The 25,193-nt window shown below is 63.8% G+C and carries 30 protein-coding genes; 15 read left to right on the forward strand and 15 right to left on the reverse strand.

Going from position 1 to position 25,193, the window contains the following annotated elements:
- The first annotated feature begins 40 nt into the window (after positions 1-40).
- A complete protein-coding gene (locus NP_RS03175; protein WP_011322361.1) occupies positions 41-1,192 on the forward strand; it encodes an inorganic phosphate transporter in 1,152 nt (383 codons plus the stop codon).
- Between the two features lie 92 nt (positions 1,193-1,284).
- Entirely contained in the window at positions 1,285-1,674 is a 390-nt protein-coding gene (gene fer, locus NP_RS03180) for a ferredoxin Fer (RefSeq protein WP_011322362.1), read from the forward strand.
- An 84-nt stretch (positions 1,675-1,758) separates the two neighbouring features.
- Here fer and NP_RS03185 read toward each other — a convergent pair whose 3' ends face one another.
- Positions 1,759-2,349, reverse strand: coding sequence for a cysteine hydrolase family protein (locus NP_RS03185; RefSeq protein ID WP_011322363.1), 591 nt, complete (start codon positions 2,347-2,349; stop codon positions 1,759-1,761).
- Positions 2,350-2,465: 116 nt separating this feature from the next.
- Between NP_RS03185 and NP_RS03190 the strand changes: the two genes are divergently transcribed.
- Together NP_RS03190 and NP_RS03195 are read left to right on the forward strand one after the other, a co-directional pair.
- A complete protein-coding gene (locus tag NP_RS03190) occupies positions 2,466-3,467 on the forward strand; it encodes an A24 family peptidase (RefSeq protein WP_232503980.1) in 1,002 nt (333 codons plus the stop codon).
- Positions 3,468-3,550: 83 nt separating this feature from the next.
- Entirely contained in the window at positions 3,551-5,338 is a 1,788-nt protein-coding gene (locus tag NP_RS03195; RefSeq protein ID WP_011322365.1) for an SLC13 family permease, read from the forward strand.
- Positions 5,339-5,356: 18 nt separating this feature from the next.
- Here NP_RS03195 and NP_RS03200 read toward each other — a convergent pair whose 3' ends face one another.
- Both NP_RS03200 and NP_RS03205 read right to left on the reverse strand, forming a co-directional pair.
- A complete protein-coding gene (locus tag NP_RS03200) occupies positions 5,357-5,947 on the reverse strand; it encodes an RPA family protein (RefSeq protein WP_011322366.1) in 591 nt (196 codons plus the stop codon).
- Positions 5,948-6,877: a replication protein A gene (locus NP_RS03205; RefSeq protein WP_011322367.1), complete on the reverse strand. Its 930-nt coding sequence runs from the start codon at positions 6,875-6,877 to the stop codon at positions 5,948-5,950.
- 160 nt (positions 6,878-7,037) lie between these two features.
- On the opposite strand from NP_RS03205, the gene NP_RS03210 reads away from it, so the two are divergent.
- The 4 genes from NP_RS03210 (at position 7,038) to NP_RS03225 (ending at position 8,590) form a co-directional block, all read left to right on the forward strand.
- A complete protein-coding gene (locus NP_RS03210) occupies positions 7,038-7,481 on the forward strand; it encodes a universal stress protein (protein WP_011322368.1) in 444 nt (147 codons plus the stop codon).
- A gap of 37 nt (positions 7,482-7,518) precedes the next feature.
- Positions 7,519-7,827, forward strand: coding sequence for a DUF7091 family protein (locus NP_RS03215; protein WP_011322369.1), 309 nt, complete (start codon positions 7,519-7,521; stop codon positions 7,825-7,827).
- 74 nt (positions 7,828-7,901) lie between these two features.
- A complete protein-coding gene (locus NP_RS03220; RefSeq protein ID WP_011322370.1) occupies positions 7,902-8,141 on the forward strand; it encodes a hypothetical protein in 240 nt (79 codons plus the stop codon).
- A gap of 44 nt (positions 8,142-8,185) precedes the next feature.
- Positions 8,186-8,590, forward strand: a complete 405-nt coding sequence (locus NP_RS03225; protein ID WP_011322371.1) for a universal stress protein — start codon at positions 8,186-8,188, stop codon at positions 8,588-8,590.
- Positions 8,591-8,598: 8 nt separating this feature from the next.
- On the opposite strand, the gene NP_RS03230 is transcribed toward NP_RS03225, so the two are convergent.
- From NP_RS03230 to NP_RS03245, 4 genes are all read right to left on the reverse strand, one after another.
- The gene (locus tag NP_RS03230; protein ID WP_011322372.1) at positions 8,599-9,360 is read right to left on the reverse strand and encodes a DICT sensory domain-containing protein; all 762 of its coding nucleotides are present in this window, start codon (positions 9,358-9,360) and stop codon (positions 8,599-8,601) included.
- A gap of 78 nt (positions 9,361-9,438) precedes the next feature.
- The gene (locus tag NP_RS03235) at positions 9,439-10,227 is read right to left on the reverse strand and encodes an SDR family oxidoreductase (RefSeq protein WP_011322373.1); all 789 of its coding nucleotides are present in this window, start codon (positions 10,225-10,227) and stop codon (positions 9,439-9,441) included.
- A gap of 52 nt (positions 10,228-10,279) precedes the next feature.
- Entirely contained in the window at positions 10,280-10,735 is a 456-nt protein-coding gene (locus NP_RS03240) for a Tfx family DNA-binding protein (protein WP_011322374.1), read from the reverse strand.
- 8 nt (positions 10,736-10,743) lie between these two features.
- Positions 10,744-11,220, reverse strand: coding sequence for a TRAM domain-containing protein (locus NP_RS03245; RefSeq protein ID WP_011322375.1), 477 nt, complete (start codon positions 11,218-11,220; stop codon positions 10,744-10,746).
- 87 nt (positions 11,221-11,307) lie between these two features.
- Here NP_RS03245 and NP_RS03250 point away from each other — a divergent pair, with 87 nt between their 5' ends.
- Positions 11,308-11,766, forward strand: coding sequence for a DUF7109 family protein (locus NP_RS03250; RefSeq protein ID WP_011322376.1), 459 nt, complete (start codon positions 11,308-11,310; stop codon positions 11,764-11,766).
- A gap of 24 nt (positions 11,767-11,790) precedes the next feature.
- Positions 11,791-12,390, forward strand: coding sequence for an NUDIX hydrolase (locus NP_RS03255; protein ID WP_049939452.1), 600 nt, complete (start codon positions 11,791-11,793; stop codon positions 12,388-12,390).
- Here the strand turns inward: NP_RS03255 and NP_RS03260 are convergent.
- From NP_RS03260 to NP_RS03270, 3 genes are all read right to left on the reverse strand, one after another.
- The gene (locus NP_RS03260; RefSeq protein ID WP_049939453.1) at positions 12,387-13,124 is read right to left on the reverse strand and encodes an HNH endonuclease; all 738 of its coding nucleotides are present in this window, start codon (positions 13,122-13,124) and stop codon (positions 12,387-12,389) included. The two genes, NP_RS03255 and NP_RS03260, sit on opposite strands and share 4 nt — an antisense overlap.
- The gene (locus NP_RS03265; RefSeq protein ID WP_011322379.1) at positions 13,102-15,270 is read right to left on the reverse strand and encodes an ATP-dependent DNA helicase; all 2,169 of its coding nucleotides are present in this window, start codon (positions 15,268-15,270) and stop codon (positions 13,102-13,104) included. The genes NP_RS03260 and NP_RS03265 overlap by 23 nt, the downstream gene beginning before the upstream one ends.
- A 100-nt stretch (positions 15,271-15,370) precedes the next feature.
- Positions 15,371-15,532, reverse strand: a complete 162-nt coding sequence (locus tag NP_RS03270; RefSeq protein ID WP_011322380.1) for a preprotein translocase subunit Sec61beta — start codon at positions 15,530-15,532, stop codon at positions 15,371-15,373.
- A 100-nt stretch (positions 15,533-15,632) separates the two neighbouring features.
- On the opposite strand from NP_RS03270, the gene NP_RS03275 reads away from it, so the two are divergent.
- Positions 15,633-15,899: a thioredoxin family protein gene (locus NP_RS03275; RefSeq protein ID WP_011322381.1), complete on the forward strand. Its 267-nt coding sequence runs from the start codon at positions 15,633-15,635 to the stop codon at positions 15,897-15,899.
- A gap of 6 nt (positions 15,900-15,905) precedes the next feature.
- Here the strand turns inward: NP_RS03275 and rio1 are convergent, their stop codons facing one another.
- Both rio1 and citZ read right to left on the reverse strand, forming a co-directional pair.
- Positions 15,906-16,775, reverse strand: coding sequence for a serine/threonine-protein kinase Rio1 (gene rio1, locus NP_RS03280; RefSeq protein ID WP_011322382.1), 870 nt, complete (start codon positions 16,773-16,775; stop codon positions 15,906-15,908).
- Positions 16,776-16,846: 71 nt separating this feature from the next.
- A complete protein-coding gene (citZ, locus tag NP_RS03285; protein ID WP_011322383.1) occupies positions 16,847-17,983 on the reverse strand; it encodes a citrate synthase in 1,137 nt (378 codons plus the stop codon).
- Positions 17,984-18,127: 144 nt separating this feature from the next.
- On the opposite strand from citZ, the gene NP_RS03290 reads away from it, so the two are divergent.
- The gene (locus NP_RS03290) at positions 18,128-19,084 is read left to right on the forward strand and encodes a succinylglutamate desuccinylase/aspartoacylase family protein (protein WP_011322384.1); all 957 of its coding nucleotides are present in this window, start codon (positions 18,128-18,130) and stop codon (positions 19,082-19,084) included.
- 119 nt (positions 19,085-19,203) lie between these two features.
- Here NP_RS03290 and NP_RS03295 read toward each other — a convergent pair whose 3' ends face one another.
- Positions 19,204-20,481, reverse strand: coding sequence for a tRNA(Ile)(2)-agmatinylcytidine synthase (locus NP_RS03295; protein WP_011322385.1), 1,278 nt, complete (start codon positions 20,479-20,481; stop codon positions 19,204-19,206).
- A 105-nt stretch (positions 20,482-20,586) separates the two neighbouring features.
- Between NP_RS03295 and NP_RS03300 the strand changes: the two genes are divergently transcribed.
- A complete protein-coding gene (locus NP_RS03300; RefSeq protein ID WP_011322386.1) occupies positions 20,587-21,540 on the forward strand; it encodes a transcriptional regulator in 954 nt (317 codons plus the stop codon).
- Here the strand turns inward: NP_RS03300 and NP_RS14940 are convergent.
- Positions 21,537-22,310: a methyl-accepting chemotaxis protein gene (locus tag NP_RS14940; protein WP_011322387.1), complete on the reverse strand. Its 774-nt coding sequence runs from the start codon at positions 22,308-22,310 to the stop codon at positions 21,537-21,539. The genes NP_RS03300 and NP_RS14940 overlap by 4 nt on opposite strands.
- Positions 22,291-23,097 carry a protoglobin domain-containing protein gene (locus NP_RS14945; RefSeq protein ID WP_011322388.1) on the reverse strand — a complete coding sequence of 269 codons (807 nt, stop codon included), beginning with the start codon at positions 23,095-23,097 and terminating at the stop codon, positions 22,291-22,293. Before NP_RS14945 ends, NP_RS14940 begins: the two co-directional genes overlap by 20 nt.
- Positions 23,098-23,316: 219 nt before the next feature.
- Between NP_RS14945 and hemC the strand changes: the two genes are divergently transcribed.
- Together hemC and cobA are read left to right on the forward strand one after the other, a co-directional pair.
- The gene (gene hemC, locus NP_RS03310; protein WP_011322389.1) at positions 23,317-24,402 is read left to right on the forward strand and encodes a hydroxymethylbilane synthase; all 1,086 of its coding nucleotides are present in this window, start codon (positions 23,317-23,319) and stop codon (positions 24,400-24,402) included.
- On the forward strand, positions 24,399-25,181 hold the full coding sequence (gene cobA, locus NP_RS03315; RefSeq protein ID WP_011322390.1) for a uroporphyrinogen-III C-methyltransferase: 783 nt from the start codon (positions 24,399-24,401) through the stop codon (positions 25,179-25,181). Before hemC ends, cobA begins: the two co-directional genes overlap by 4 nt.
- Positions 25,182-25,193 lie beyond the last annotated feature (12 nt).

Genomic DNA, 25,193 nt, shown 5'->3' on the forward strand with positions numbered 1-25,193 from the left:
AAAGCGTATCCGTTATCCGCCCGCCGATGATAGCGGTGGTATGGAGCTTCTATTGCTTGTCGGCATTCTCGTCGCCGTTTTCGTCGGCTACAACATTGGCGGCGCGACGACCGCCCCGGCGTTCGGGCCGGCGGTCGGTGCCGGCGTCCTCTCGAAGGTAGCGGCTGCGGCGCTGATGACGGTCTTCTTTCTCGCTGGGGGCTGGACGCTCGGCCGCGAAGTCGTTGATACGCTTGGAGAGGGTATTGTCCCCGGAGAGCTGTTCACCTTGGAGGCGAGTATCGTCGTCCTGTTTTTCATCGGCTTCGCGCTGTTTATCTCCAACAGCTTCGGCGTCCCCGCCTCGACATCGATGACTGCGGTCGGTTCTATCGCCGGGCTCGGGTTGGCAACTGGAACGTTGAACTGGGTGACGATGGGCCAGATCGTCTCGTGGTGGATTGTCGCCCCGATTATCGCGTTCTGGATAAGCGGCGTCGTCGGCCGCTACTTCTATCCGACAATCAACGAGTGGGTAGCGATTCCCGACTCCGAGGGGAACCCGTTACGCGGCGAGGGCAGCCGCCGGGAGCGCGTCGGCGCGCTCGTCGTCATCGGCATCGGCTGTCTGATGGCCTTCTCCAGCGGGGCCTCGAACGTCGCCAACGCTATCGCGCCGCTTGTCGGCAGCGGCGAACTGTCGATGAATCTCGGCATCATCATCGCGACTGTTGCGGTGGGCATCGGTGCGTTCACAATCGCACGGAAGACGCTGGATACGATGGGCAACGACCTCACGGAACTCCCGTTGACGGCCGCCATCGTCGTCGCCGTCATCTCTTCGACAGCGACGGCCGCGCTGGCTGCCATCGGCATCCCGGCGTCGTTTGTCATCATCGCGACGATGAGCATCGTCGGCCTCGGCTGGGGTCGAGCGACACGAACAACGCGCGCCAGAGATGCGGTTCGCGGCGAAGAGACCAACGTTTCCGTCGGCGCGCTCGCAGCCGACGAGGCGGCGACAGTCGGCGACACCGGGCCCGAAAGCGAGCAGTCACCGCCCATCGGCGAGGAGGACCCCGGAGACATCCCCGCTGCCTCGGACCTGTTCGACCCGAAGACGACCGGCCGCGTTATTCTGATGCAAAACGTCGTCCCTGCAATTGCCACGCTCGGCGCATTTCTCGTCTTTCGGTTCGTCCCCGTGGTCTGAGCCGTCACGAGACTGTACGAATTTTTCATTTCAGTTCCGCGCCGACAGACAACAGCAACCTTCAACATACAGGGGTGTGAAGGAACGCGGTGATGCCCACAGTAGAATACCTCAACTACGAAGTACTGGACGACCACGGTTGGGAGATGGACGACGACGACCTCTTCGAAAACGCCGCCGACGCCGACCTCGACGAAGAGGACTACGGTTCGCTCGACGTCGCTGAAGGCGAGTACATTCTCGAGGCCGCCGAGGCGCAGGGCTATGACTGGCCGTTCTCGTGCCGTGCCGGTGCGTGTGCGAACTGTGCTGCCATTGTCAAGGAAGGCGAAATCGACATGGACATGCAGCAGATTCTCTCCGACGAAGAAGTCGAAGAGAAGATGGTCCGCCTGACCTGCATCGGTAGCCCGGCTGCCGACGAGGTCAAGATCGTCTTCAACGCCAAGCACCTCGACTACCTCCAGAACCGCGTCATCTGATTCGGCACGTCCCGGCCGTGGGACGACCCATTGAATCGCCCGCTCAATTTCTCGCCATCCGGAGTACAGACAGCACAGCGGCTGTCACGCTTTTCTTTCCGCAAGCGCCGCCAAAAGCGTCGCCGTCTCGACGACCGTCGCGAACTCGTCGGAAAGCTGCGCCAAAGCGAGCCGGTGGTTCTGTTCTGCGGCGTAACGCGTGCCGCCGAGCTCTCTATCGAAGGTTGCGGTCGCGTCGCTGACAACGTAGGGCTCGAACCCGAGGTTCTCGGCCATCCGGACTGATGTCGAAACACAGTGGTCGGTCGTAAAGCCGACAAACACCGGCCGCCGGACGCCCCGTTCTCTCAGCAGCGCTTCAAGCTCGGTGCCGATGAATGCGCTGTTGACGCGTTTCCCGACCACCGGCTCGCCGGGCTCGGGCTCGCCGGCAGGCTTGAACTCGTTGCCGGACCGGCCGGGCCGGAGCGGCGAATCCGGCTCAGTCGAGTCGTGACGAACGTGGATAACGGGGTGTCCGGCCTCCCGCCACGCCGCAAGCAACTCCGCGATGTGCCGCTCGGCGTCCGGGTTGTTCCGCTCGCCCCACCGCTCCCGGTCGAACCCCTGTTGGACATCGACACAGATGATGGCGCTTTCGGCCAGCGACAGCGATTCGTAGTCGCGGTACGGCATTCCGTCTCACCTGTCTCTCGGCACTCGTAGGGATATACATTGCTTTCGTGTCGATTCTTCACGCCCGTCGCCCGCGACACCGTGGCTTTATACGTGATTCCGACGCAGTATGCCGTGTGTCGTCGCTGTTGTTCGGCACCGCCACTGGCCCCGACCTCCTCCGGCTAGCTGCCGTACCGGCCTTCGCGTGGGCTGCCTATCGAGACATCGAGACCCGGCGGATACCGAACCGGACGTGGCTGCCGTTGCTTGCCGTTGGCATCATCGCCCTGCTGTGGGACACCGTCGCTGTCACTGGCTTCGTGACGCCGACCGAGGTGCCCACCTTCGAACGGCGGCGCTTTGTCGTCCAGACGCTGCTTTCGGTCGGCTTTGTCGCCCCACTTGGCTACATCTTCTGGCGAATCGGCGGCTTCGGCGGGGCCGACGCCAAGGCTATCATCACGCTCGCGGTCGCCTTCCCGGTTTATCCGACGTACTACGTCTTCCAGAGCGCCTACCCGCTCTACGAGGCACCGCTCGGGGTCTTTTCGTTCACCATCCTCTCGAACGCCGTTGTCGTCGGGCTGGCGTATCCGCTCGTGCTCGCCGTCCGGAACCTCCCGCGCGGCGAAATCACCCCTGCGATGTTCATCGGCCGACCAGTCTCCGTCTCTGCGGTCACGACCGAGTACGGCCGGCTGCTGGAGACGCCCGACGGCTTCACCCGCGGCGGCCTCGACATCGATGCCCTGCGGATGTACCTCCAGTGGCGCGGCAGCGACCTCGAATCCCTCCGGGCGGCTCCGGACGACCACCGCCGTACCGTCCCGACCGACCCGAACCGCCCCGGCGACGGCGCTATCGACGAGTGGGATACGTCCCCGGAAACCGGTGGGTCGGTAGCCGCCGCTGACGACCCGTGGGGAGCCGAGATGTTTCTCGACGCCCACGACGCATACGGAACAACGCCCGAACAGCTCCGCGAGGGGCTTGCCGTGCTCGCCGACGCTGAGACGGAGCAGGTCTGGATTTCCCCCGGCATCCCGTTTATCGTTCCGATGTTCGTCGGGCTGGTCGTCGCCGTGACCTACGGGGATGTGCTGTTTGCCGTGCTCGATGCGTTCGGTCTCGCGTGACCTGCGGCGTGTGCCGCGTCCACGTGATTCACACGCCAAGAGATTCACCACGGCTTATACCTTTCAGACGGACCTCATCGTTGATGACAGACACAACAGCGGAGCCGTCGCGTCCATCCGGGCGACTGTGGGCGTATCTGTGGCAGCTCCACGCGGAAACGAAAGCCTATCTCACACTCGATGCACCGGCTATCGCGTCGAATATCGACAGCCTTTCCGAATCGGAACAACAGCTCGCACGCGAGGTGTTCCCCGATGGCGGACAGTCGACTGCGGACAGCGACGGCGGCTCCGCCACCGACGCCGGTAGCCGCGGCGGCGATGACTCCTCGCCGTTCGACGTCGGCGGCTCCTACAGCCTCCGACAGAAAATCGGGCTCGTTCTCGGGCCACTTCTGTTCGCTGCGCTCCTCTTCTCCCCGACGCCTGACGGGCTCCCGGCCGAGGGACAAGCCGTCGCCGCCGTGACCGCGTGGGTCGCCGTCTGGTGGATGTCTGAGGCGATTCCGATTCCCGCTGCCTCGCTGCTTCCCATCGTGCTCTTTCCGCTTGCTGGCGCCCTCCCTGTCGAACCGACGGCGACCTCCTACGGCCACCCGCTCGTGTTCCTGTTTATGGGTGGGTTCTTCCTCGCGATGGCGATGCAGCGGTGGGGGCTTCACCGCCGTATCGCGCTCCGGACGATCAAGCTTGTCGGCACGGAGCCTTCACGGCTCATCCTCGGGTTCATGCTTGCGACCGCAATACTGTCGATGTGGGTCTCCAACAGCGCGACGGTGATGATGATGGTCCCCATCGCGCTCGCGGTCATCTATCAGACAGCCGACCTGATAGACGACTCCGATGTCGACATCGACACCGGCGTCGGTGAGTTCTCCTTCGGCATCGCGCTGATGTTGTGTATCGCCTACGGGGCGTCGGTCGGCGGCGTCGCGACCCTCATCGGCACGCCGCCGAACATCCTCTTTGCCGGGCAAGCCGAAGCGCTGTTCGGGCAGTCGGTCTCCTTCGCCGAGTGGATGCTCTACGGCGTTCCGATAGCCGCGCTTGGTCTCGTTACGGTCTACATCTACGTGACCCGCATCGCAATGACACCGCAGTTCGACTCGTTGCCGGCGGGAACGGAAACCATCGACCGTGAACTCGCCGAACTCGGCAGCATGAGCCAGCAGGAAAAACTCGTCGCCGTTGTCTTCGTCGGAATGGCCGCGGCGTGGATCGGCGCGAGCCTTATCGAGCCGGTTCTCGACATCACGCCGCCCGACGACGCCGACACGATTGTCGCTATCGGCGGCGCGCTGGTGTTGTTTACCTTCCCGACGACCGGCGAGAACGGCGACCAGACGTTCCTGCTCGATTGGTCGAGCGCCGTCGAGATTCCGTGGGGCGTCATTCTGCTTTTCGGCGGTGGGCTTGCAATCGCGGCCGGATTCAGCGAGACTGGCCTCGCGGTCTGGATCGGCGAACAGCTCCAACTGCTCGAAGGCGTCCAGATGGCCGCAATCCTGCTGGCCGTCGTCGTGATGACCATCTTTCTCACTGAAGTCACTTCGAACACGGCAACGACGGCGATGCTGATGCCGATTCTCGGCGCAGTGGCCATCGGCATCAGCGTCCACCCGTTCGGACTGATGATAGCCGGCGCGACGGCGGCCTCGTTTGCGTTTATGCTTCCTGTCGCGACACCGCCGAACGCCATCGTCTTCGGGAGCGGCTACATCACGCTCCCGCAGATGGCGCGTGTTGGGGTCGGTCTCAACGTCATCGGCATCGTTCTGATTACGCTCTTGGCGCTCGTATGGCTGCCGATAGCATGGGGAATCGAGCTGGCGACGCTGCCGGCCGAGTTCGCCGACGCGTTCGACTCCTGATACCAACTGGTTGCGGCCCTACGCTTCAGCCGGCTGCTCGGCGTCCGTTTCGAGGTCTTCGAGGGCGGCGATAGCTTGGTCCCGGTAGACCGACAGGTCGGGGTCGTACTGCGTTTCGGCCATCGCGGCGTACTCGTGGGCCGAGTCGAACGCTTCGATGCGCTCGACGGTTCGCTCGGCCGTTTCGGCGACCCACCGGTCGCGTGTCGCCCCGTCGACGACCGTAATCGATTCTGGACGCAGCGAGACGTTCACCTCACCGCTGTCCGTCTCGTAGGTCCTCGGCTTGCCGACGACAGCGACGTAGGCGGGTGTTTCTGCCTCTCTGAGCACCGATGTCGCTTCAGGCTGATACTGCCCGGCGTAGGTGAAGAACGTCCCTGTCGGGTCGACGATGCGGCCGCGCCAGTATTCGGAGTCTTCGCCGATATCCTCGGTTTCGGTCAGCGTCCCGACGATGAACACGCGGTTTGCCCGCTCGCCGGTCGGCAGCAGTGAGTAGACGGGGGCCCGCTCGTCGTCGGATTCTTTGAACACGTACGTCGCATCATTGAATTCGGCCGCGAACGCCCGGCGGGCGACTTCGCGGCTGGGTTCGGAGTCACTCATTTATATCGACCTCGCTTTGATGAGCACGCTTTCGGCATCGACCGGTCCGTCGAGCCGTTCAGTATCGTTTGCTAGCACGTACCGACCAAGCGTCGGGCCGGTGACGCGGTAGTACTGTCCGAGAACGACCTCCCGCATCTCCTCGACGACCACTTCGGTGTCGAGGGCGTCCATCGCCATCTGTTGGGCCTCTTCGAGGGTGATGCCGGTCAACTCCTCGGTCGCCTCCTTGTCGAAGATGACTTCGGTGACTTCGGTTCCATCGTCGAGGACGCCCTTGATGCGGAGGTCGAACTCGCCTTCGACCTCGCCGTGTTCCGAGCAGCGGCCGTTCTGTAGGACTCGGGTGCAGTCGGGCTTCGGACAGCGCTTGATGAGCCCGGACCCCGACTGGATATCGACGAGTGCGCCCTCTGTCTCGGTCGTGTCGTCGCCGACCTCGATATCCGTATCGAGCCGTTCGATGTTCGTCGTCGAGTTGAGCTTCACCGAAAACCGGCCCTGGTACTCGTCGGTGACGACGTTTTCGAGCCGGTAGACCTCGTCTTCCTCCAGCGCCGGCAGGTCGCTTTTCTGCCATTTGGTGAACTTGACTGTCCCCGTCTCGTCGCCGAGTAGGCCGACCTGTGCGATGGAGTCGGCTCCCGGCTCCCAGAGGTCGACGACCTTGACAGTCAAATCGAGCCACTCTTCCGGGGCGTCGATATCGGTGACCTCGGCCGACTGGCTGCTGCCGCCGGAGAGTTCGTCGCGGTCGATGTCGCTTTCGTCGATGTACGTCGAGACGACACTCCGTCGCGCCTCCTCAACAGGTACTTGGTACTCGGAAACGAGCGTCTCCAGCCGCGATTCGGTCTCGTCGACGCTCTCGTCGATGGCGTCGGAGAACTGTTCGTGTATCTCAGTAGCGTGCTCTCGCAGGTCTGACATGGTGATTCCGTCTCCGCGTGGTTTCAGTGGGAGACGTACGCCGATTGGTGCCGGATGGTATAAAAATCGTCGGTGGCGCGGCGAAAGTGAAACTGTTAGCCCGCAAACGACCGATTTCCGGAAGGATACGCTCTTGGTGCCGTGCCGTCTTTCATCCGGTATGACCCTCGTAGTTCCGTACGACGGCTCCGCGCTGGCCGAGGCGGCTATCGACCGAGCAGAGCAGTTCCGGTCGTCGGTCGACGAGGAGATCGTCGTCGTAACAGTGATTCCGAACAATGAGTCGTACGCACGCGAACGCGGCTGGCTACAGGACGACGAAGCGTTTACGCTCAACGCCGTCGTCTCGACGCTGCGCGAGCGAACCGTCGCAAGCCGGGACGGCGTCTCGTTCCGGTATGTGACTGTCGGCCGATATGCGGCAACCGGGACCATCGCCTCCCGAATTCGAACGGAAATACAGCGGGTCGGGGCCGAGGTCGTCTTTATCGGCAGTGACAACGCCGGCCGGGTTGTCACCTCGATAGCGAGCGTCGGCTCGAAAGTCGCCGCCGAGGACGCGTACGATATCTTCATCGTTCGGCGTCCGTCGGAGGCTGCGTGACTGTGGCTGAAACGGGAGCACCGCCGACGGCTCTTTGATGCTGGCGTTCCTATTGCCCCGTGTGAGTAACCGTCGTCGACTCGAACGGCTCCTTCGGACGAAGCTCAACGACGCCGGCAAGCAGTTCGCGGAGGCACAACGCGCCTACACTGACGCCAAGGCGACATCGCTCGCCGAGCTACCGACCGACGAGTCGGGTCGCGCACGCCTCGTTTGCCGCCGACACGCTGAAAAACGCGCCGTTCGGCTGGATGCTGAGGGGCGTCCGGCCTGTTTTGACGCCGACCACCCCGACTGTCAGGGCTGTCTCGAAGACATCCGTGACGGGCGCGTCGAGACATGGTAGGACGCCTCCGGCCCTAGCGGCATCCGGCGTCGAACCGTCAAGATATTTTACGCGCCGCGGGGTCCTATCTACGTATGTCCCTCCGCCGTCGGTCCGCTGGGCTCATCGACAAGGCCCCCTGGACCGTCCGTGTGCTCGGCTTTACGCTTGCGGTTTCGGTTGCTTTCTTGCTCTGTATCGGCGTTCTGTTCGCCGCATTCTCGCTTGCGGAATCGCTCTTTCCCTCCGAACGGCTCCGTAGTCTGTTCGCTCTCGGCGTCTTCGTTGTGGTCGTTCTTGGTGTCACGCAGGCGCTCGTCGTGATGAGTCGTTGACGCCGACGGGGAACTGTTTTGATTGACCGGCGGATACATTCGGTATGACCTTCGTCGTCGCATTCGACGGGAGCGCCGACTCCGAGGCGGCGCTCGAACGTGCTGCCGACGCCGTGGACTCGGACGACCGGCTACTCGTGGTCTCGGTGCTTCCCGGTGACGACCGCCTCGCTGATGCCTACGGGTTCCTTGCGAACGGTACCTACGACCCCGAGCAGGTTGCCGCCGACCTCGAAACCGCTGTTGTCGCGGCTGCGCCGGCAGCCGATTTTCGTACGGAACAACTCGGGCCGTACGCGGGCAAGCAACGTATCGCGACGGTGATTGCCGCGGTCGCACGTGAGGCTGATGCTGACGCTGTCTACCTCGGCAGCGACAACGCTGGCCGCGTCCTTGACTCGCTTGTCGACGGCACGGCCGACTACGACGTTCGTCTCGTTTGTAGCTAACCGCTCTCTCAGAACGCTTCCTGAATGTGCTGTTGTATCGCGGCGACCTGCTCGGCGTCGTAGGTCCACATCGACCGCCAGACGTTCTCGCCAGTCTCGACAGCGACAAGCGCCGCCGGCTCAGTGTCTCCCTCCGGCGGCGGTGTGAAAACGACGAACCAGGACCGGCGGTACCGCTCGCTGTCGTTGCCATGTACGGTCAGTTCGGGAATGTCGGTCGGCCGTCCATCCGGAACCCCGTACGCATGGACATCAACGGCCGTCGTCGCTAGCCGCTCGTAGACCTTCTTCGTCCCGTACTCATCGCAGAGACGCGAGAGCCGCTGGAAGGCGACATCAAGCCGCCCGTCCCCGGCCTCCAGCGCCCGCCGTTCGATGTGCCGGGAGATGACAATAAGCAGCAGTTTTTCCTTGACCGAGGCCGGGAATCCGCGGAGCGTGACGACCTGCTCGTCTAACTCGGTCAGCACCTCGGGGGCTTCGTGTTTGTCGATGCCGCTGAGCCCGCTGGTGTATAAATCGGAGTTGACAAGCAGAATTGCGTTCCGTATCGCGCCCATCGGTGAGGTGGCGACGACCTCACCGTTTTCGACGAGTGCGACAGTGGCCTCTTCGCCGCCAGACTGGCCCGACGATTCGATACTCACGTCAAGCCCTCCGAAGGATTCTTCGAAAAGCGACTGGACTGGCCCTTCGACATCGCCGACGACCGCGAGCTTCCGCTCCGACCGGTCGTCCGCCTTCAGGAAATCGCACAGCGAATCGGCCATCTGAGTGCCGGATGTTGTGCGGCCAGTTAGTTAAACCGTCCGTGGATTTCCGACGGTGAGTGGCGAACGGCCGGAGGCTCACACGCTTCGTGTTGAGCCGCCGTCGACGGGCAGTGTCGCGCCGCTGACGTAGGAGGCCCGCTCGCTGGAGAGCCACGCAACCGTCTCGCCGAGCTCGCGGGGGTCGCCGACCCGCTCCAGCGGTACGCCCTCCGACCAGTCGTCGAGCCCGGCCTCGTAGTCGTCGTAGTCGCCGCGCTCGACGGCGTCCTCGACCAACTCTTCGATACGGCTTGTCTCGTGTGCACCCGGGAGGACGGCGTTGACGCGGACCTCCGGCCCCAACTCATGCGAGAGACTCTTCATCAGCCCGATGACCGACCGTCGGACGGAGTTCGACAGCACGAGGTCGTCCATGACCTCCTGTACCGACCGCGAGGTGATGTTGACGACGGTCCCGCCGCCGTCCTCGGCAAGTGTCGGCAGTGCCGACCGGACCGTTCGGACGACGCTCATCACAAGTAGGTCGTAGGCGTCGTACCAGTCCTCGTCGTCGGTGTCGAGAAACGACCCCGACGGCGGGCCGCCGGCGCTTGTGACGACGTGGTCGAGGCCGTCGAACGTCTCGATGGTTTTGCCGACAAAGCCCTGCAGCGCCTCCCGGTCGGTGATATCGGCCTGTACCGCGAGGACATCGCCCCCGTCGATGGCTTCCAGCTTCGCCTCCGCACGCGAAAGCCGGTCTTCATCTCGGCCACAGACCGCCACGTTCGCGCCGTTTCGGGCCAGCGCCTCGGCGCTTGCGAGTCCGAGCCCAGCCGTCCCTGCCGTTACCAGTGCTGCGTTGCCGTCAATGTCGAGGTCCATGTCGGGGCTGTCGGCCGCCGGTCGTATAAAAACGGTCGGTGGCGGCAGGCAGCTACGTTCTGACCGAGACGGAGCCATCACCGGCGACGGTGACTGTCAGCTCGTGTCGGACCTCCCGGCCTCTGATGGCGTCGCCAGCCGCGTCGCTGATGAGCTTCATCAGTTCCGGCGCGGTCCGGCTTACCTTCACATCGGCCTCGTCGCAGGCCGAGTAGACACGGTTCGGCACGTCGTAGAGGTCGGTACCGGATTCGATGGTCAGCTGTACCGGTGCCGAAAGCGCCTCGACGAACGCGACGGTCTCTTCGGCCTTGGCGATGTTTTCCCGTGCGCTCGCCTCGACACTGGAGACGTTCGCCCGCGACGTCCCCAGCAACCCGGCGATGTCCGCTTGCGGAATATCCCGCTCACGGAGCGCAAGCACCTCTGCCTGCCGACGCGTCAGGACGTTTGTCGCCTCTTCGAATCCGACCCGGTCAAGCAGCTCGTCAGGGTCCGGAAGCGTCATATCGCGGCTCAGTTGCCCCAAAAGTTCTCTCGGCTGCCCAGCTCTTCGCGGTCGAGCGCCCGCTCGCGGTCGCTTCGGTCGTCGGCCTCTTCGGCTCCCGGGTCACTGTCGTCCGTTGTGTCCGGCTCACTCGACCCGTCCTCGTCTTCCTCCAGCGGAAGCCGCTCGACCTCGTCGGCGCGGGCGTGGTTCGACCGGACCTCCGTAATCCGGACCTTTGCCCGGGCCTCCGGCAAAACACCGTCGACCATTACGATGAACCCGTCCTCGGTGCGGCCGACGCCGGCCCCGGACTCGTGGATATCGCCGACATCGACGACGACTTCCTCGCCGACCTGGACGGGCTGTTGCTTGAGGTCGTTTATCGGCTGGCTGTAGTGGGAACACCATTCGGCACCGCCGCGGTCGCCGTAGTGTTGACAGCCCATTCCTTCGATGCGCTCGGAGAAACTGGGGCAATCGTCCGCGAGTGGGCAGTCCGGCATACCGACCTGTTGCCCCGGCGTCGATTAAACGCTTGTGGGTCTGCCAGCCGGAACGTTCAGGGCCGTTCGCGTTCCAACGACTGCCAGATGCTCTCTGCCGACGAACTGGCCGGCGTTGTCGACCTCTTTGGGGCGCTTTCGCGCCCGGAGCTCTCGGAGGCGCTTTCGGAACTCGCCTACCGACGCGGCGAAGACCCCCCGGAAGAGATAGTAGAAGACGCCGTTGCGGCGTTCGCACTCGTTGGCTTCGTCGACGACGGCCATCGACTCTTTGCCCCCGGCCCGGCGGCGTTCCCGACGCTACCGGAGGGGGCAGAGGACCTCCCACACATTCTCGACCAGCAGCCGCGGTCTGTCGACCGGGCGGCTGTCGCTGAGGCGGCCGCCGACCGACTCCGAACCGAAGCCGCCTGTGCCGCCACCCTTGGCGCAACGGACCGCGCCGAGCGCCTTGTCGACATCAGCTACGACCTCGAAACGTGGGCTGCCCTCGACCTCAGCGGCGTCCGGTCCCGGCTCGATGCGACGCTGGATGGGACAAACTAAGAGTACCCGGCCACTATGACCGGTATGGACTGGGAGCGGGTAGCCGCCCACGAACCGACGGCCGCGGTCGATGGCGACCGAGAGGCGGCGGTGCTCGTCCCCGTTATCGACCGGCCCGACGGCTACCACCTGCTTTTCACCAAGCGCGCTGAACACCTCGGCGAGCATCCGGGACAGATGAGCTTTCCCGGCGGTGGCCGCGAGCCGGTCGATAGTTCGTTGGAGGCGACCGCAACGCGCGAAGCCCACGAAGAAATCGGTCTCAAGCCGTCCGAAGCCGACGTTCGCGGCCGCCTCGACGATATTCCCACTGTTTCAAACTACGCGGTCAGACCGTTCATCGCGGCGATTCCGGACCGGGAGTACGTCCCCGACGAGGAGGAAGTCGCCGAGATCGCTGTCCTCTCGCTGTCGGAGTTGACTGCCTCAGAGAACTACGAATCCGAGCGTCGCGAGCACGCGAACTACGGCAGCGTCCGCATTCATTACTTCCGCGTTGACGGCTACACCGTCTGGGGCGCGACCGGCCGGATGCTCGTGCAGTTTCTCGAACTCGCGACCGACTGGACGCCCCCCGAAACCGTCGACCGGGTCGTCGACCCTGACGCCGACTATCCCGTCTAGAAGACTGCGAAGGAAAACACTACGCCGAGCAGGATAAAGAGGACGGTCAATCCGATGGGGTTTGCGACGTATCGCAGCGGCGTCGCATACAGAAACCGCTCTGTCGGTGTCTCCGGTGGCCGCGACTCCCGTACCGGCCCCGATGCGAGCAGCACCGGCCGAACGGGGGCCTCCGATGCCCGCTCCCGCAACGACTCGGTGTCTAACGCACCGGCGACCTCGAACGACTCGGGGTCGTAGCCGGCCGCAAGCAATGCACCGGCACACGGCTTGCAGAGGACGTGTGCCTGTCCGCTCTCGGTGTATGCGGCCAGCTCTGTTGCCGACTCGGCGACGTGTTGGCACCGCTGGCAGACGTGCTGTCTATCCGACCGCATCGTCGCCACCTCCGGCGGCGCGTCCGGCCGCGGGAACATCGGTGCCGCATCACGCCGGTTGCCGTAGGCCGGGTCATCGCCGTGAAGCGTCGCGTGACACGGTCCACAAACCGTCACGAGCCGGTCGAGTTGTTCCAGCGAGGGGCTTCCGTGCGCGTCGGCGAAGTGTGCTTCGAGCCGCTTGGATGGCTCCCCGCTTTCGGCTTCCTGTTCGTAGCCACACCGCTGGCAGGTGTAGTCGTCCCGTTCGAGTACCTCCTCGCGAATGACTCGCCAGCGGGGTCCCTGTCCGTCCCGTGTTCGTCGCTTGTCGGCGCGTGGTTCGAGTTCCATATCAGGGTGTTGGTGGGTCGCCATCCCAGGCGTCCATATCCGAGTAAAAGTTCAACATCGCGAACTTCAGTTTCTCGGGGCCGATATCGATGTGTTCGTTCCGTTCTTCCGGCGGAAACTCCGGATAGACGCTGTACTCGCCGAGGTCGGCGCGTTTCGATTGTGTGTACCGCTCGTCGACTAACACCCGGACACCGAAATCCGTCGGCGACCGGACGACGCGACCGAGTGCCTGCCGTGTTTTTCGAACCGTCGGAATCTCGACGGCGTACCGCCAGCCAGCGTCGTCGGTTCCGTCGCCGAACGCCCCGTCGTAAGCACCCTGAACGGCTTCCATCCGCTCGTCGAGATGCGGATACGGGACGCCGACCACGAGGACGCTCCGGGCGTCGTCGCCGTCGAAACTGACGCCCTCTGCCAGCGTCCCCCACAGCGAGGTAAAAAGCACTGCTTGGTCGTCCTCGATAAACGACTGGCGTAGCGACTCGGCCTCGACGCCCGGTTCGTCGAGATACGGCGTCGCTTCGCCGGCATACCGATGGTAATACCGCTCGGCCTCCGCGTAACTCGGGAAGAAAGCGAGCGTGTTCCCCGGTGTGAAAGCGACGGTCTCCGCGATGACGTTTCCGACCGTTTCCTGTACCTGCGGGTCGTCACGCTTGCTGGCGAACAGCGCCGGCGTCTCGACAGCATAGGTTCGCCGCCGCTCGTCGGGGAACTGCTCGCCGTAAGCCATCGTCAGCGGCTCCTCAAGGCCGAGAACGTCCTCGGTAACATCGAAGGGGCGGAGCGTCGCACTCATCAGCACGGTTCCGTGTAGTTCTTCGAACAGCGGTTCCGTGACCCGGCGCGGCAGACAGGTGTACAGCTCAGCCCGTCCGACGATACCTGTCTCTGAGCGGCGCACCCCGACGACTGGGTACTCCCCCGGCTCGACGCTTGCGTCCATCCACGTCTCGATGAACGCTGCCGCGGTGAGCGTTGGACACTCCTTTCTCGTCGTTGTCTCGCCGTCCTTGTACTCCTGTTCGTAGCGCCGGTCGAGCTCCTCGCCGAGCGACAGCGCCGATTCGAGGTCCGTTTCGAACCCTTGTCCGGTGTAGGCTTCCAGAAACGCCACGGAAAGGTCGTCACGCCCCGATTCGCTGTCGACCGGTACGTCCTCCCACTCTTCGCCGACAGCCTCCCGGTCGCCGTAGCCGAACGACGACTCGTACGTCTCGACGAGCGCGTCCTTGAACGCGCCGACGACGTTGGCTGCGGCGTCGGCACGGGCGTCGCTTACGTCCTCAAGCTCGTCGAGCGCACCATCGAGTGTCCGCTCGGCGAGCGTCCGCCGGGCGTGGTCTCTGGCGGCGTCGGCGACGTTGTGTGCCTCGTCAAAGACGGCGATGACGTCTTCGGGGTCCCGGCCGAGCCACCGGAAGAACTGCTCGCGTATCATCGGATCGAGCAGGTGGTGGTAGTTACAGATGACGAGGTCGATACCCTCGATGCCGTCCTTCAGGAGCTCGTAGCCGCAAAGACCCTGTCTGTCGGCGTACTCGTATATCTCCTCTGGCGTGCGAACGTCCTCGTAGAGCCACTGGTAGAACTCGTCGGTTTCGCCGGTGAGATTCTTATAATAGCGGTCACAGACGTTTCGCTCCTCGCGGAGCGCCTCGGCGCTTGCCTCCAACTCATCGAGTTCGTCGAGGACGGTCCCCCTAGCTTCGGCTGCGTCCCCGTCTCCCGCTTTGCTCGCATCGCGCAGTTCGCTTTCCCGTGCTTCGAGTTCGGCGATGTCCTGTTCGGTCTCGACGAGTTCGCGCGTGGTGTCGCGAAGCGCCTGACACTCCTCGTAGCCGACATCGATGTGGCACATCGAGGCTTTTCCCCGGAAGACAACACTCCGTATCGGCGTCTGCTCGTTTATCGCCCGCGCCTCCTCGATGAACTGTCGCGTCTGCTGGTGGACGTTCGTCGTGATGACGACGGTCTTGCCGGCCGCACGGGCATACTCTAGCGCCGGGACGAGCGCCGCGAGTGTCTTGCCGGTCCCGCAAGCGCCCTCGAAAAGCACGTCGCGCTCTTCGACGAGCGCTTCGCGTATCCGCTCCATCGCGTCCGACTGGTGGTCGTACGGCTGGTCGTAGGGGAAAAACTGCCGGCTGCCGTCCGACCGTGACACGACTCTACGTTGGTCGTTATCAAATAAAAGGGTTCGGCGGAACTCGCCGTCAGCGCCGAGCCACTGGCTACGCTGCAGCCGCGACTGCGCGGTGCCCGAATCAGGCCAGCGCGTTCAGCATCAGCACGAACACGCCCAGCAGGACGCCGAAGGCGACGACCGTTCGGGGGTCCATCGTGGGCGCGTTGCGGCTCTCTTCGTCGAAGTACCGGACAAGTCCGGCACTGGACATCAGTCCGCCGGAGTTTTGACCACTGCTCATACCCGTGTGTTCGCGTCCTGGGTCGTAAGCGTTTCGGCAGCCGCCGCCCGCGCGTGCCGCTTGGAAAACCCTTATGCGCTCGGCTGGGAAAGCGACTGCTATGTCCGTCACGCTCAAAGACTTCTATGCGGACTGGTGTGGCCCGTGTAAAACACAGGACCCGATTCTCGAAGACCTCGAAGCCGACTACCCGGACGTCGACTTCGAGAAGGTAGACGTAGACGCGGCCCAAGACGTTGCCAACGAGTATCAGGTCCGTTCGCTGCCGACGCTCATCGTCGAGAACGACGACGGCATCGTCGAGCGGTTCGTCGGCGTCACCCAGCGAGACGACCTCGAAGACGCGCTCGACGAGGCCGGCGCGTAATCGGTACTATTCAGCGTTCCCGGAGGGGTCCGGCTCCGGCTCAGTAACGTGTGCCAACAGGTCGTCGGCATCCACGTCGACGCCCTGCCGGGCGAAGAACCCGGCGACGTTCTCACAGTCGCGTTCGAGAAACTCGCGGCTGTTCGGATGATGGACTGTCACCGCCTGTCCTAAATCGAGTAGACACAGCTCTCCCTCGTGGACGACGATGTTGAACTCCGAGAGGTCGCCGTGGACGAGTCCGGCGTCGTAGAGCCGTCGCATGTACTCTCTGACGACCTCGTATGTCGTCTCGGGGTTTTCGATGTGGACCTCGTTGAGCCGCTTTGCCCGTCGGTCGTCGTCGCCGAGATACTCCATAACGAGGACGTTCCGCTCGACGGCGATGGGCTCTGGTACCCGAACGCCGGCCTTGCGGGCGCGCTCGAGGTTCGCATACTCTTTTTTTGTCCACGCGACGACGACCTTCTTTTTGTCGGAGCCGATCCCCTCGAAGCGAGGGTCGCCTTCGAGGTATGCTCGCATCTGCTTGAAATCGGAGGCATTGATGCGGTAGACCTTGACCGCAACCTCGCCGTCGGGAGCCAGCGCCGTGTAGATGTTTGCCTCCTTGCCGGTCGAAATCGGACCGCCGAAGGCATCGACATAGCTGTCCTGAACGAGCTTGTAGAGGGCACCGAGTGTGGCGTCGTCGAAGACCGACGCCTCGACTTTGAACTGCTCTGTGTTCTTGATGCGCTTGCGGAATTCGAGGAACTCCCGGTCCTGCGCCCGTGCGATACGGTCGGCTTCCGTGTCCGAGACGTCGAGTTCCTCCCACTCGTCGCCCGGCTGTTCGCCGTCGTCGGCCGAAAGCAGGCCGTCGTCCTCGGTCATTGGCCGCGACTACAGGCCGACGACGGAAAGCGTCACCGGTGGGTTGCCGGCACCGGGCTACGGCAGAACTGTTACCGCTCGTCGATGGGCGTGACCGTTCGGTCGTCGGGGCCGACATAGCGGCCACGCGGGCGGATGAGCCGGTTGTCGTCGTACTGTTCGAGGACGTGAGCGATCCAGCCGCCGACGCGGCTCATCGCGAAGATGGGCGTATAGATGTCGACCGGGATGCCCATCTGGTAGTACGTCGACGCCGAATAGAAGTCGACGTTCGGCGCGAGGCCCTTTTCTTCGGTGAGGTACTCCTCGATTTCGGTCGAGTAGTTGTGCCACTGCGGTGTGCCGGCTGCCTCGCCGAGCGCCTCGGACTCCTCGGAGAGAATCTTCGCACGGGGGTCCTTGACGTTGTAGACGCGGTGGCCGAAGCCGGGGACGCGTTCGCCGGCATCGAGTCGGTCCTCGACCCACTCGACCGGCTCCTTCCCCGACTCGTCGAGCTCCAGCAGCGCTTCCATGACATCCTGATTCGCGCCGCCGTGGAGGCTCCCCGAGAGCGCACCGACGGCGGACGTAATCGCCGCGTGTAGGTCCGCAAGCGTCGAGGAGGTGACCATCGCGGAGAACGTCGAGGCGTTCAGGCCGTGGTCGGCGTGCAGCACGAGCGCCATGTCGAATGTGTCTGCAAGCACCTCGTCGGGCTCTTCGCCGTTGAGCATGTACAGGAAGTTCGCGGCGTGGTCGAGGTCCTCCCGGGGCTCGACGGGGTCGTCACCCTCTCGGATACGGCTGAACGCCGCCAGCGCGGTCGGAATCTTCGCGGTGATGCGGCGGCCCTTTCGGAGATTCGCCGCCTCGTCTGTCGGCTCGGCGTCGGCGTCGGGGTCGTAGGCCGAGAGTGACGACACGATGCTTCGTAGCGCCGCCATCGGTTCTTCGTCGGCCTCTGCGAGCTCGCGAACGAGCTGCTGGACGCCGTCGTCGAGGTGGCGTTCCTCGGCCATCGACGATTTGAACGACCCGAGTTCATCGGCGGTCGGCAGCTCACCGTGCCACAGCAGGTAGACGACTTCCTCGAAGCTCGCGTTCCGTGCGAGGTCGTCGATCGTGTAACCACGGTAGACGAGTTTCCCCTCGTCGCCGTCGATGTAACTCAACGACGACTCGGCGACTAAAACTCCCTCCAGCCCTTTCTTGAGCTCGTCGGACATGTGCTACCGGTTTCTATGCACGGGAGAAAAGGGTTACCGTTTCCAACGGTCCCGTAAGCCGTGGCTTACGTCCACGTTTGTCATCCCGGCGCGCTCCGCCGGCTATCAGTAGGCCTAATACTCCCCGGCCGACCAATTGTGGTAATGACGACCCTCGGTACGGCGAGTGCAGCCCCCGGCGAGATTGACACCGGTCGGCTCCCCGTCGGCGAAGCACGCGACGGCTCGGAGGTCGGGCTCCCCGTCGCGGTCATCAACGGCCAAGCCGACGGCAAGACCCTCTATATGCAAGCCGTCTCCGACGGTGACGAGCTCAACGGGCTCGGTGTCATCCGCCGGCTGGTCCCCCAGCTTGACCCAACAAAAATCGCCGGCGAGCTGCTCATTGTCGGCATTACCAACTACTACGCCTTCCAGGTCGCCGAGCACCGCAATCCGATTGACGACACCAAGCTCAACCGTGCCTATCCCGGCAGTAAAACCGGCACGGCTTCCGAGCGCATTGCCGCCGCGACGTTCGACGCCGCGAAACAGGCCGACCTCGTTTTGGACCTTCACCAAGGCTCTACTTCCTGCATGATAAACGAGACCCGCGTTCGTTGTGGAACGCGACATCGCCTCCACCGGGACTGTCTGGAGTTGGCGAAAGTGTTCGGCTGCGGCCACATTCTCGACCAGAAGGGACCTGACGGACAACTCGCCCGGGCAGCGCCCGACGAGGGCGTCCCCACCATCGACCCCGAACTCGGCGGTGCGGTCGGCTGGGATGAAACCTCCATCCGAAAGGGTGTCAAGGGTGTCTTCAACGTTCTCTACTACTACGGGTTCCTCGATGGCAACGTCGACCCCGAACCCCAGACGCGCGCGACCGGCTTCGAGCAGTACGGGTCGCCGGCCGGTGGGCTCGTCGACTTCGAGTTCGACCTCGGTGACTCGGTCCGTCGCGGCGACACGCTGTTCAAGATTACTGACCCGTTCGGGACTGTCAAAGAGCGCGTGACAGCCGACTCCGAGGGTATCTTCTGGCGACACCGTCGGCTGCCGCAGGTCGCAACCGGCGAGTACGTCTGCTCGCTGGGCACCAACCTCGACGAGTACTGAGTTTTATATACCGGAACGGAACCAGCCCCGGTGTGCGTTGAGCCCTCACCGGCGGTCGGCCGAGACGGTAGCGCGGGGAACTGCCGCCGGAACCCTGCCCTGCCTGTGTGCCCCCTCACCTACGATTCGGGATGTACTGGCGCGTCAAAGCCGCCCCTAACGAGCGGCTTGGCGATGTGTCGGCGTGCCCGTGGGGGGACCTCGTACCACCCGATTTCGAGGTCCCGCGAGAGCGGCTGTTCTGCTTTCCCTTCGGCTGCGGTTCCACAGTCCCGGCACCGGTAGCCCTGTCCTGCTCCCGCGGACTCCATCGTTCGCTCACAATCCGGACAGACCGGCGTCACGCGCTCGGTCCGGACAAGCCCCCTAACAGCGAACTTTTCTAGTTTCAGTGTTCCGTCGGTGCACTCCCCACAGGCGGTAATCCGGTCGCCGACCCGGAGCTTCCGGACCCGGTCGCGGAACCGCTTTGTCGGCTCGAAGGCCGCACACTGGAGCGTCGCGGTTCCGTCGCCGTCGCCGACCAGTTCGAAGAACACGTGCCCGCCGCGCCTCGTCTCCGGAGCCTCTGCGACGGTCCCGGACAGCCGGTAGGCGTATCCGTCCCGAGCCGCGCCGACCGCGCCATCTTGGAGATGACCGTCCGTTCCCTGATTTGTGACGAACGTCCGTTCGCTATCGGCCGGCTCGCTGTCGATGTTCGCGGCGACCGCACGACAGGCCTCGGGGTCGTCACCACGGATACCGTAGAGCACCGGTCCCGGCGTCTTCGGCACACAGACCGCTTCGCCGGTCCCGCGGTCGACTGTATCCCACACTTCAGGGTAGTAGCTATCGGCGGCGTCGAAGACTGACTCGACGGACACGTCCCGGTCGCTCCCCCAGCGGCTTGGCTCGCGGTAGACGATGTGCTCGTACGTCCAGTCGTCGAGGGTTTTCCATGCCCCGACAGCCGCCAGCGCTCCGATAACGCCGCGGCCGTTCTTCCAGCCGTGCGCCTGATAGCCGACGCTATCGATGACAGCGTGGGCGTCGTGCCGTTCGTGGTGGCCACGGATGGCCGTGCGGCTGAACGACTGGACGGACGCTGGGACTGCCTCCGGCGGCCCCTCGGCGACGACCACCCCCGGGTTCGTCCTGTCGTCGGCTGTTTCGGCCGCGCTCTCGACGATATCCCGTGCCGTCTCCGAAGCGGCTTCGACTGGTGCGTCAGAGTGGACCGCCAGCGCGGCGTTTCCGCGAGTCTTGTGTTCGACGGCGGGATTGCACCGAACGAGCAGCACCCGTCGGACCTCGTGGCCGGCGTCGGCGAGCGCTCTGGCAATCGTATCCGCCACGTACGTTGTACACATTCCGCGTTCCCGGGAGTCCGTGTCGTCGATACCGATGACCGTCACTACGGTTGGCTTTGTCCCCAGCGAGCAACGGCGTTTCGGTTCGAACCGAACGCCGGTACGGCGTCGGGGAAACACATATAACTGGGAAAACAGTTACATACCACTATGTCACGGTCCGCACTGGTCGGCAACATCACCGCGATGCTCGAGGACGCTGGCTTCACGGTGAGCGACCGGTGTGCAATACGGCCGAAAAGCTTCGACATCGCGGCACGGCGCGGCGATGATGTGCTCCTGCTGAAGGTTCTCGCTAACATCGATGCTTTCGATGGGTACACCGGAACTGAGATGCGGCGACTCGGGGAGTACCTCGATGCGACGCCGCTTGTCATCGGGCTCCGGACACGCGATGAGGAGCTCAAACCTGGCGTCGTCTACTTCCGCCACGGCGTTCCGGTCTTTTCGCCGGACACGGCGATGGACCTGTTCATCGAGGAGGTGCCGCCGCTAATTTACGCCGCCCCCGGTGGCCTCTACGTCAATATCGACGGCGATCTGCTGTCCGACATTCGCTCTCAGGAGGACATGTCGCTCGGAAAGCTCGCCAACGAACTCGGTGTCTCCCGTCGCACTGTCTCGAAGTACGAAGACGGGATGAGCGCCAGCGTCGAGGTGGCTGCCGAGCTCGAGGAAATATTCGACCGGAAACTCGCCAGTCCTGTCGAAGTTCTCAGCGGAGCCGAGGAGGTCAGAGACGACGTTGACGAGCCGGAGGCCCCGGAGGCAGACCCGGACGACGCGGAAATTGTCACTGTACTGACTCGCGTCGGATTCGAGGTTCACCCAACGATGCAGGCCCCATTTAAGGCTGTCAGCGAAGACGAAAAGCGGGAACGGAAGGTACTGACCGGCCACTCCGAGTTCAACCGCACTGCCGAAAAACGGGCTCGGATTATGTCCTCGGTCGGCCACGTCACCCGAACCCGCTCGGTCTACGTCGTCGACAGCACCAAACGCGACTCCGTCGACGGAACGGCGCTTATCGAACGCGAGGAGTTCGAACGCATCCACGACTCCGACGAACTGGAGAATCTCATCCGCGAGCGCGCTGAGGGCTAGCCGTCGTCTCCGCTGGCGGTCAGCCGCTGGACCGTCTCGTCGATGTCCCGTATCCGAGCTACCTGTTGTTCGTTGGCGGCGGCGATCGATTCGGCCGCGTCGGCGGCCTCCGTCGCTTGCTCGACGATGTCCTCGACCATGTTAGCGATTTCTTCGGTTGACGACGCTTGGTCGTCGGTCGCGTCCGACACCTCCTGAATCCCCTCCGAGGTCTCGGTGATGGCTGCGGCTATCTCCCGGAGTGTTTCCACCGTCGACTCAACCTGTTCGGCGCCGCTGGCGACATCGTCGGCCATCCGTTGGAGGCTCTCGACGGTTTCTGCTGTGTCCTGTTTGATATCCTCAACTGTCGCCTCTATTTCTTCGGCGTTTGCCTGTGCTTCCTCAGCGAGCCGCTTTACTTCGTCGGCGACGACACCGAAGCCATCGCCGGCCTCGCCTGCGCGGGCGGCTTCGATGGAGGCGTTCAGCGCGAGGATGTTCGTCTGGTCGGCGATATCGTCGATAACAGCGACGACTGAATCGATCTCCTCGACGCGCTCCTCCAACGAGCGGATGTCCGCTCTCACGTCATCGGAGGAGTCCTCCACGCGCCGCATTACGTCGATTGCTTCCTCGGCGGCTTCCCGTCCGGTTTGTGCCAGCGATTCTGCCTCTTTGCTTGTGGCCGCCACTTCGTCGGCTGTTGCGGCGATCTCTTCGACGGTCGCCGAGACGTCTCCTACCTCCGAAGATACCTCCGAGACGGCCTCAAACTGTGACTCGGTCAACGCTGATTTCCTCCGAGGACCTGGCGACCTCGGCGGCCATCTCGTGGGCTTCGCTGACCGCGTCTTCGACCTCGTCTGCGACCTGTTGTTGACGCTCTAGCTCCGATTCAAGGTCCTTGTTGTACGAGTGGATATACGTGTCTGTCACGACCTGCATATCGAGGTTGACGAGCCGGAAAACGGCGAGAATATCGTCGATGGCGTCTTCGACTTCCGATTCGACGATGTCCGAAACCGCTTCCTCTGCCGTGCCGGCCCCACTTGCGACCGCCGTCCCGCCGTCGGGGCTCGCGCCGGCTAGCCGCTCTGTCAACGATTCTGTGAGCCGCTTTCCTACCAGCGGAAGAATGAGGTCGTAGTAGACGCTGTACTGTCCGATGTAGAAATGCATCGGCATATCCAGTCGGTCGTGTATCTTGCCGATGCGAGCGCGGTTTCGGAAGTACTCCTGTCCGTACTCCCCCTGTGTAAGCGTCACTAGGTACGCCGACTGCGTCCGCTTTAGCTGTTCGACCCCTTTCGGCGACCGACTGAGTATCTCGACGGTCTCCTCGTGGTCAGTGATGTTCTCGTAGAAGTCGTCGGCTATCCGCCCCGCGTTCGCCGCGAAGACATCACTGTAGGATTCGAGCCGTTGGATGTCCTCGTCGTCGAAATCGACGAACTCCTTTCGCCACCCGATTTCTTTTTCATCGAGGCCGATTTCGTCGACGAGCGAGTCGACATCGAGCCCGTCGTTAAGCCCTCCCTGCCCGAAGTCGGCCTGTCCGAACTCCTGTTTCCCCATACTGGTATGATATTCGAAAACACGTATCAAACCGTGTCTACCGGTAATACTGACAGAACGGCCGAACATCTTCGGGAAAACTGCTGAAACGGGCACCCACATCCGAGGTGGCCTGCACGTAGCCCCCTACTGCTGTTGGATTCTATATAGCAATTGAGGATATACACCGGGGCCGTGGAAGCCGAAGGGCGTTTCAACCGCCAAACCGGAGTCGTACGCATGACAGAGACGATTCGGCTGGCGACTCGGGGCTCCGACCTCGCGCTGCGACAGGCCCAGCGGGTTGCCGACGCCCTCGATAGCCGCCGTCGGACGGTAGAACTCGTGGAAGTCGAGACCACGGGCGACGCCGTTCGCGACGAGCTCATCCACCGGCTCGGCAAGACCGGTGCCTTCGTTCGAAGCCTCGACGAGAAAGTTATCGACGGCGATGTAGACGCCGCCGTCCACTCGATGAAGGATATGCCGACCGAGTTTCCCGACGAACTCGTCGTGGCCGGGGTCCCCGAACGTGCCTCTCCGGGCGATGTACTCGTGACGCCCGACGGCGACACGCTCGATTCGCTGCCGGATGGGGCGACCGTCGGCACGTCGAGTCTGCGCCGGAAAGCCCAGTTGCTTGCTGCCCGCCCGGACCTCGATGTGCAGCCGCTCCGCGGCAATGTCGACACGCGCGTACAGAAGCTTCTGGCCCCGTCGCTGCAGGCCGAACACGAGCGACGGCTCGAAGCCGAAGACGACGAAGGCGAGGCTGAAGACGAAGACGGGGACGACGCCGACCGCTACGACCGACCCCCCGAAGAGTGGTTTGACGACCTCGCCGAAATCGAACGGCAGGCGCTCGGTCGGGAAATCGAAACCCGGTTCGACGGCATCGTTCTCGCCGAGGCGGGACTGCAGCGGACGGGACTGCTTGCGCAGGTCGAAACCGAACGGCTCCCGGAGACGTTCGTGCCCGCTGCCGGACAGGGTGCGCTCGCGGTGACGGCCTGCGACGGTGATGTCGGACAGACACTCCAGAACGAACTTGACCATCCACGGACCCGCGTCGAAACGACCGTTGAACGAACGATTCTCGGGACGCTCGGCGGTGGCTGTGTCGCGCCGGTTGGGATTCACGCCGTCGTCCGCGGTGAGTACGTACAGGCCTCAGTCCGGGTCCTCTCACAGGACGGTACCGAGGAAATCGAGGCGACTCGCGACCTGCCCATCGAACGACACCCCGAAGCAGCACGTGAGTTCGCCGACGAACTCGCCGACCGGGGCGCAGCGGACCTCATCCAGCGCGCTCGGAGGGACGCATGACCGGCATGGTCTATCTCGTCGGGAGCGGCCCCGGCGACCCGGAGCTACTGACGGTGAAAGCCCGTCGGCTCATCGACGAGGCCGATGTCGTTCTCCATGACAAGCTCCCCGGCCCGGAGATTCTCGAATCCATCCCCGAAGAGAAACGCGAGGATGTCGGCAAGCGAGCCGGCGGCGAGTGGACGCCACAGGAGTACACCAACCGCCGGCTGGTCGAGCTCGCCGAGGACGGACAGACCGTCGTTCGACTCAAGGGCGGTGACCCCTTCGTCTTCGGCCGCGGGGGCGAGGAGGCCGAACATCTGGCTGCCAACGACATCCCGTTCGAGTACGTGCCGGGTGTCACAAGCGCTATCGCGGGTGCCGGCGTCGCCGGCATCCCGGTAACCCACCGTGACCACACGTCATCGGTGTCGTTTGTCACCGGGCATGAAGACCCGACGAAGGACGAATCGGCCATCGGCTGGACGGCGCTTGCCAACACCGGCGGCACCCTCGTCGTCCTGATGGGCGTCGGTAAACTGCCTCTGTACACCGACGAGCTGCTCGCTGCTGGTATGGACTCTGACACCCCTGTCGCGCTCGTCGAACGGGCGACGTGGCCCGACCAGCGGGTCGCAACCGGAACGCTCGATACTATCGTTGATGTCCGCGACGAGGCCGACATCGAGCCGCCGGCAATCACTGTCATCGGCGATGTCGCTGCAACACGAGCGCGTGTCCGTGAGTTTCTGGTGTCAGGCCACGAAGACGCTGGCACGGAGGACGAGGACCGATGAACCACATGCAAC

Origin of the sequence: Natronomonas pharaonis DSM 2160 (genome assembly GCF_000026045.1) — an archaeon.
GTDB classification, from domain to species: Archaea; Halobacteriota; Halobacteria; order Halobacteriales; family Haloarculaceae; genus Natronomonas; species Natronomonas pharaonis.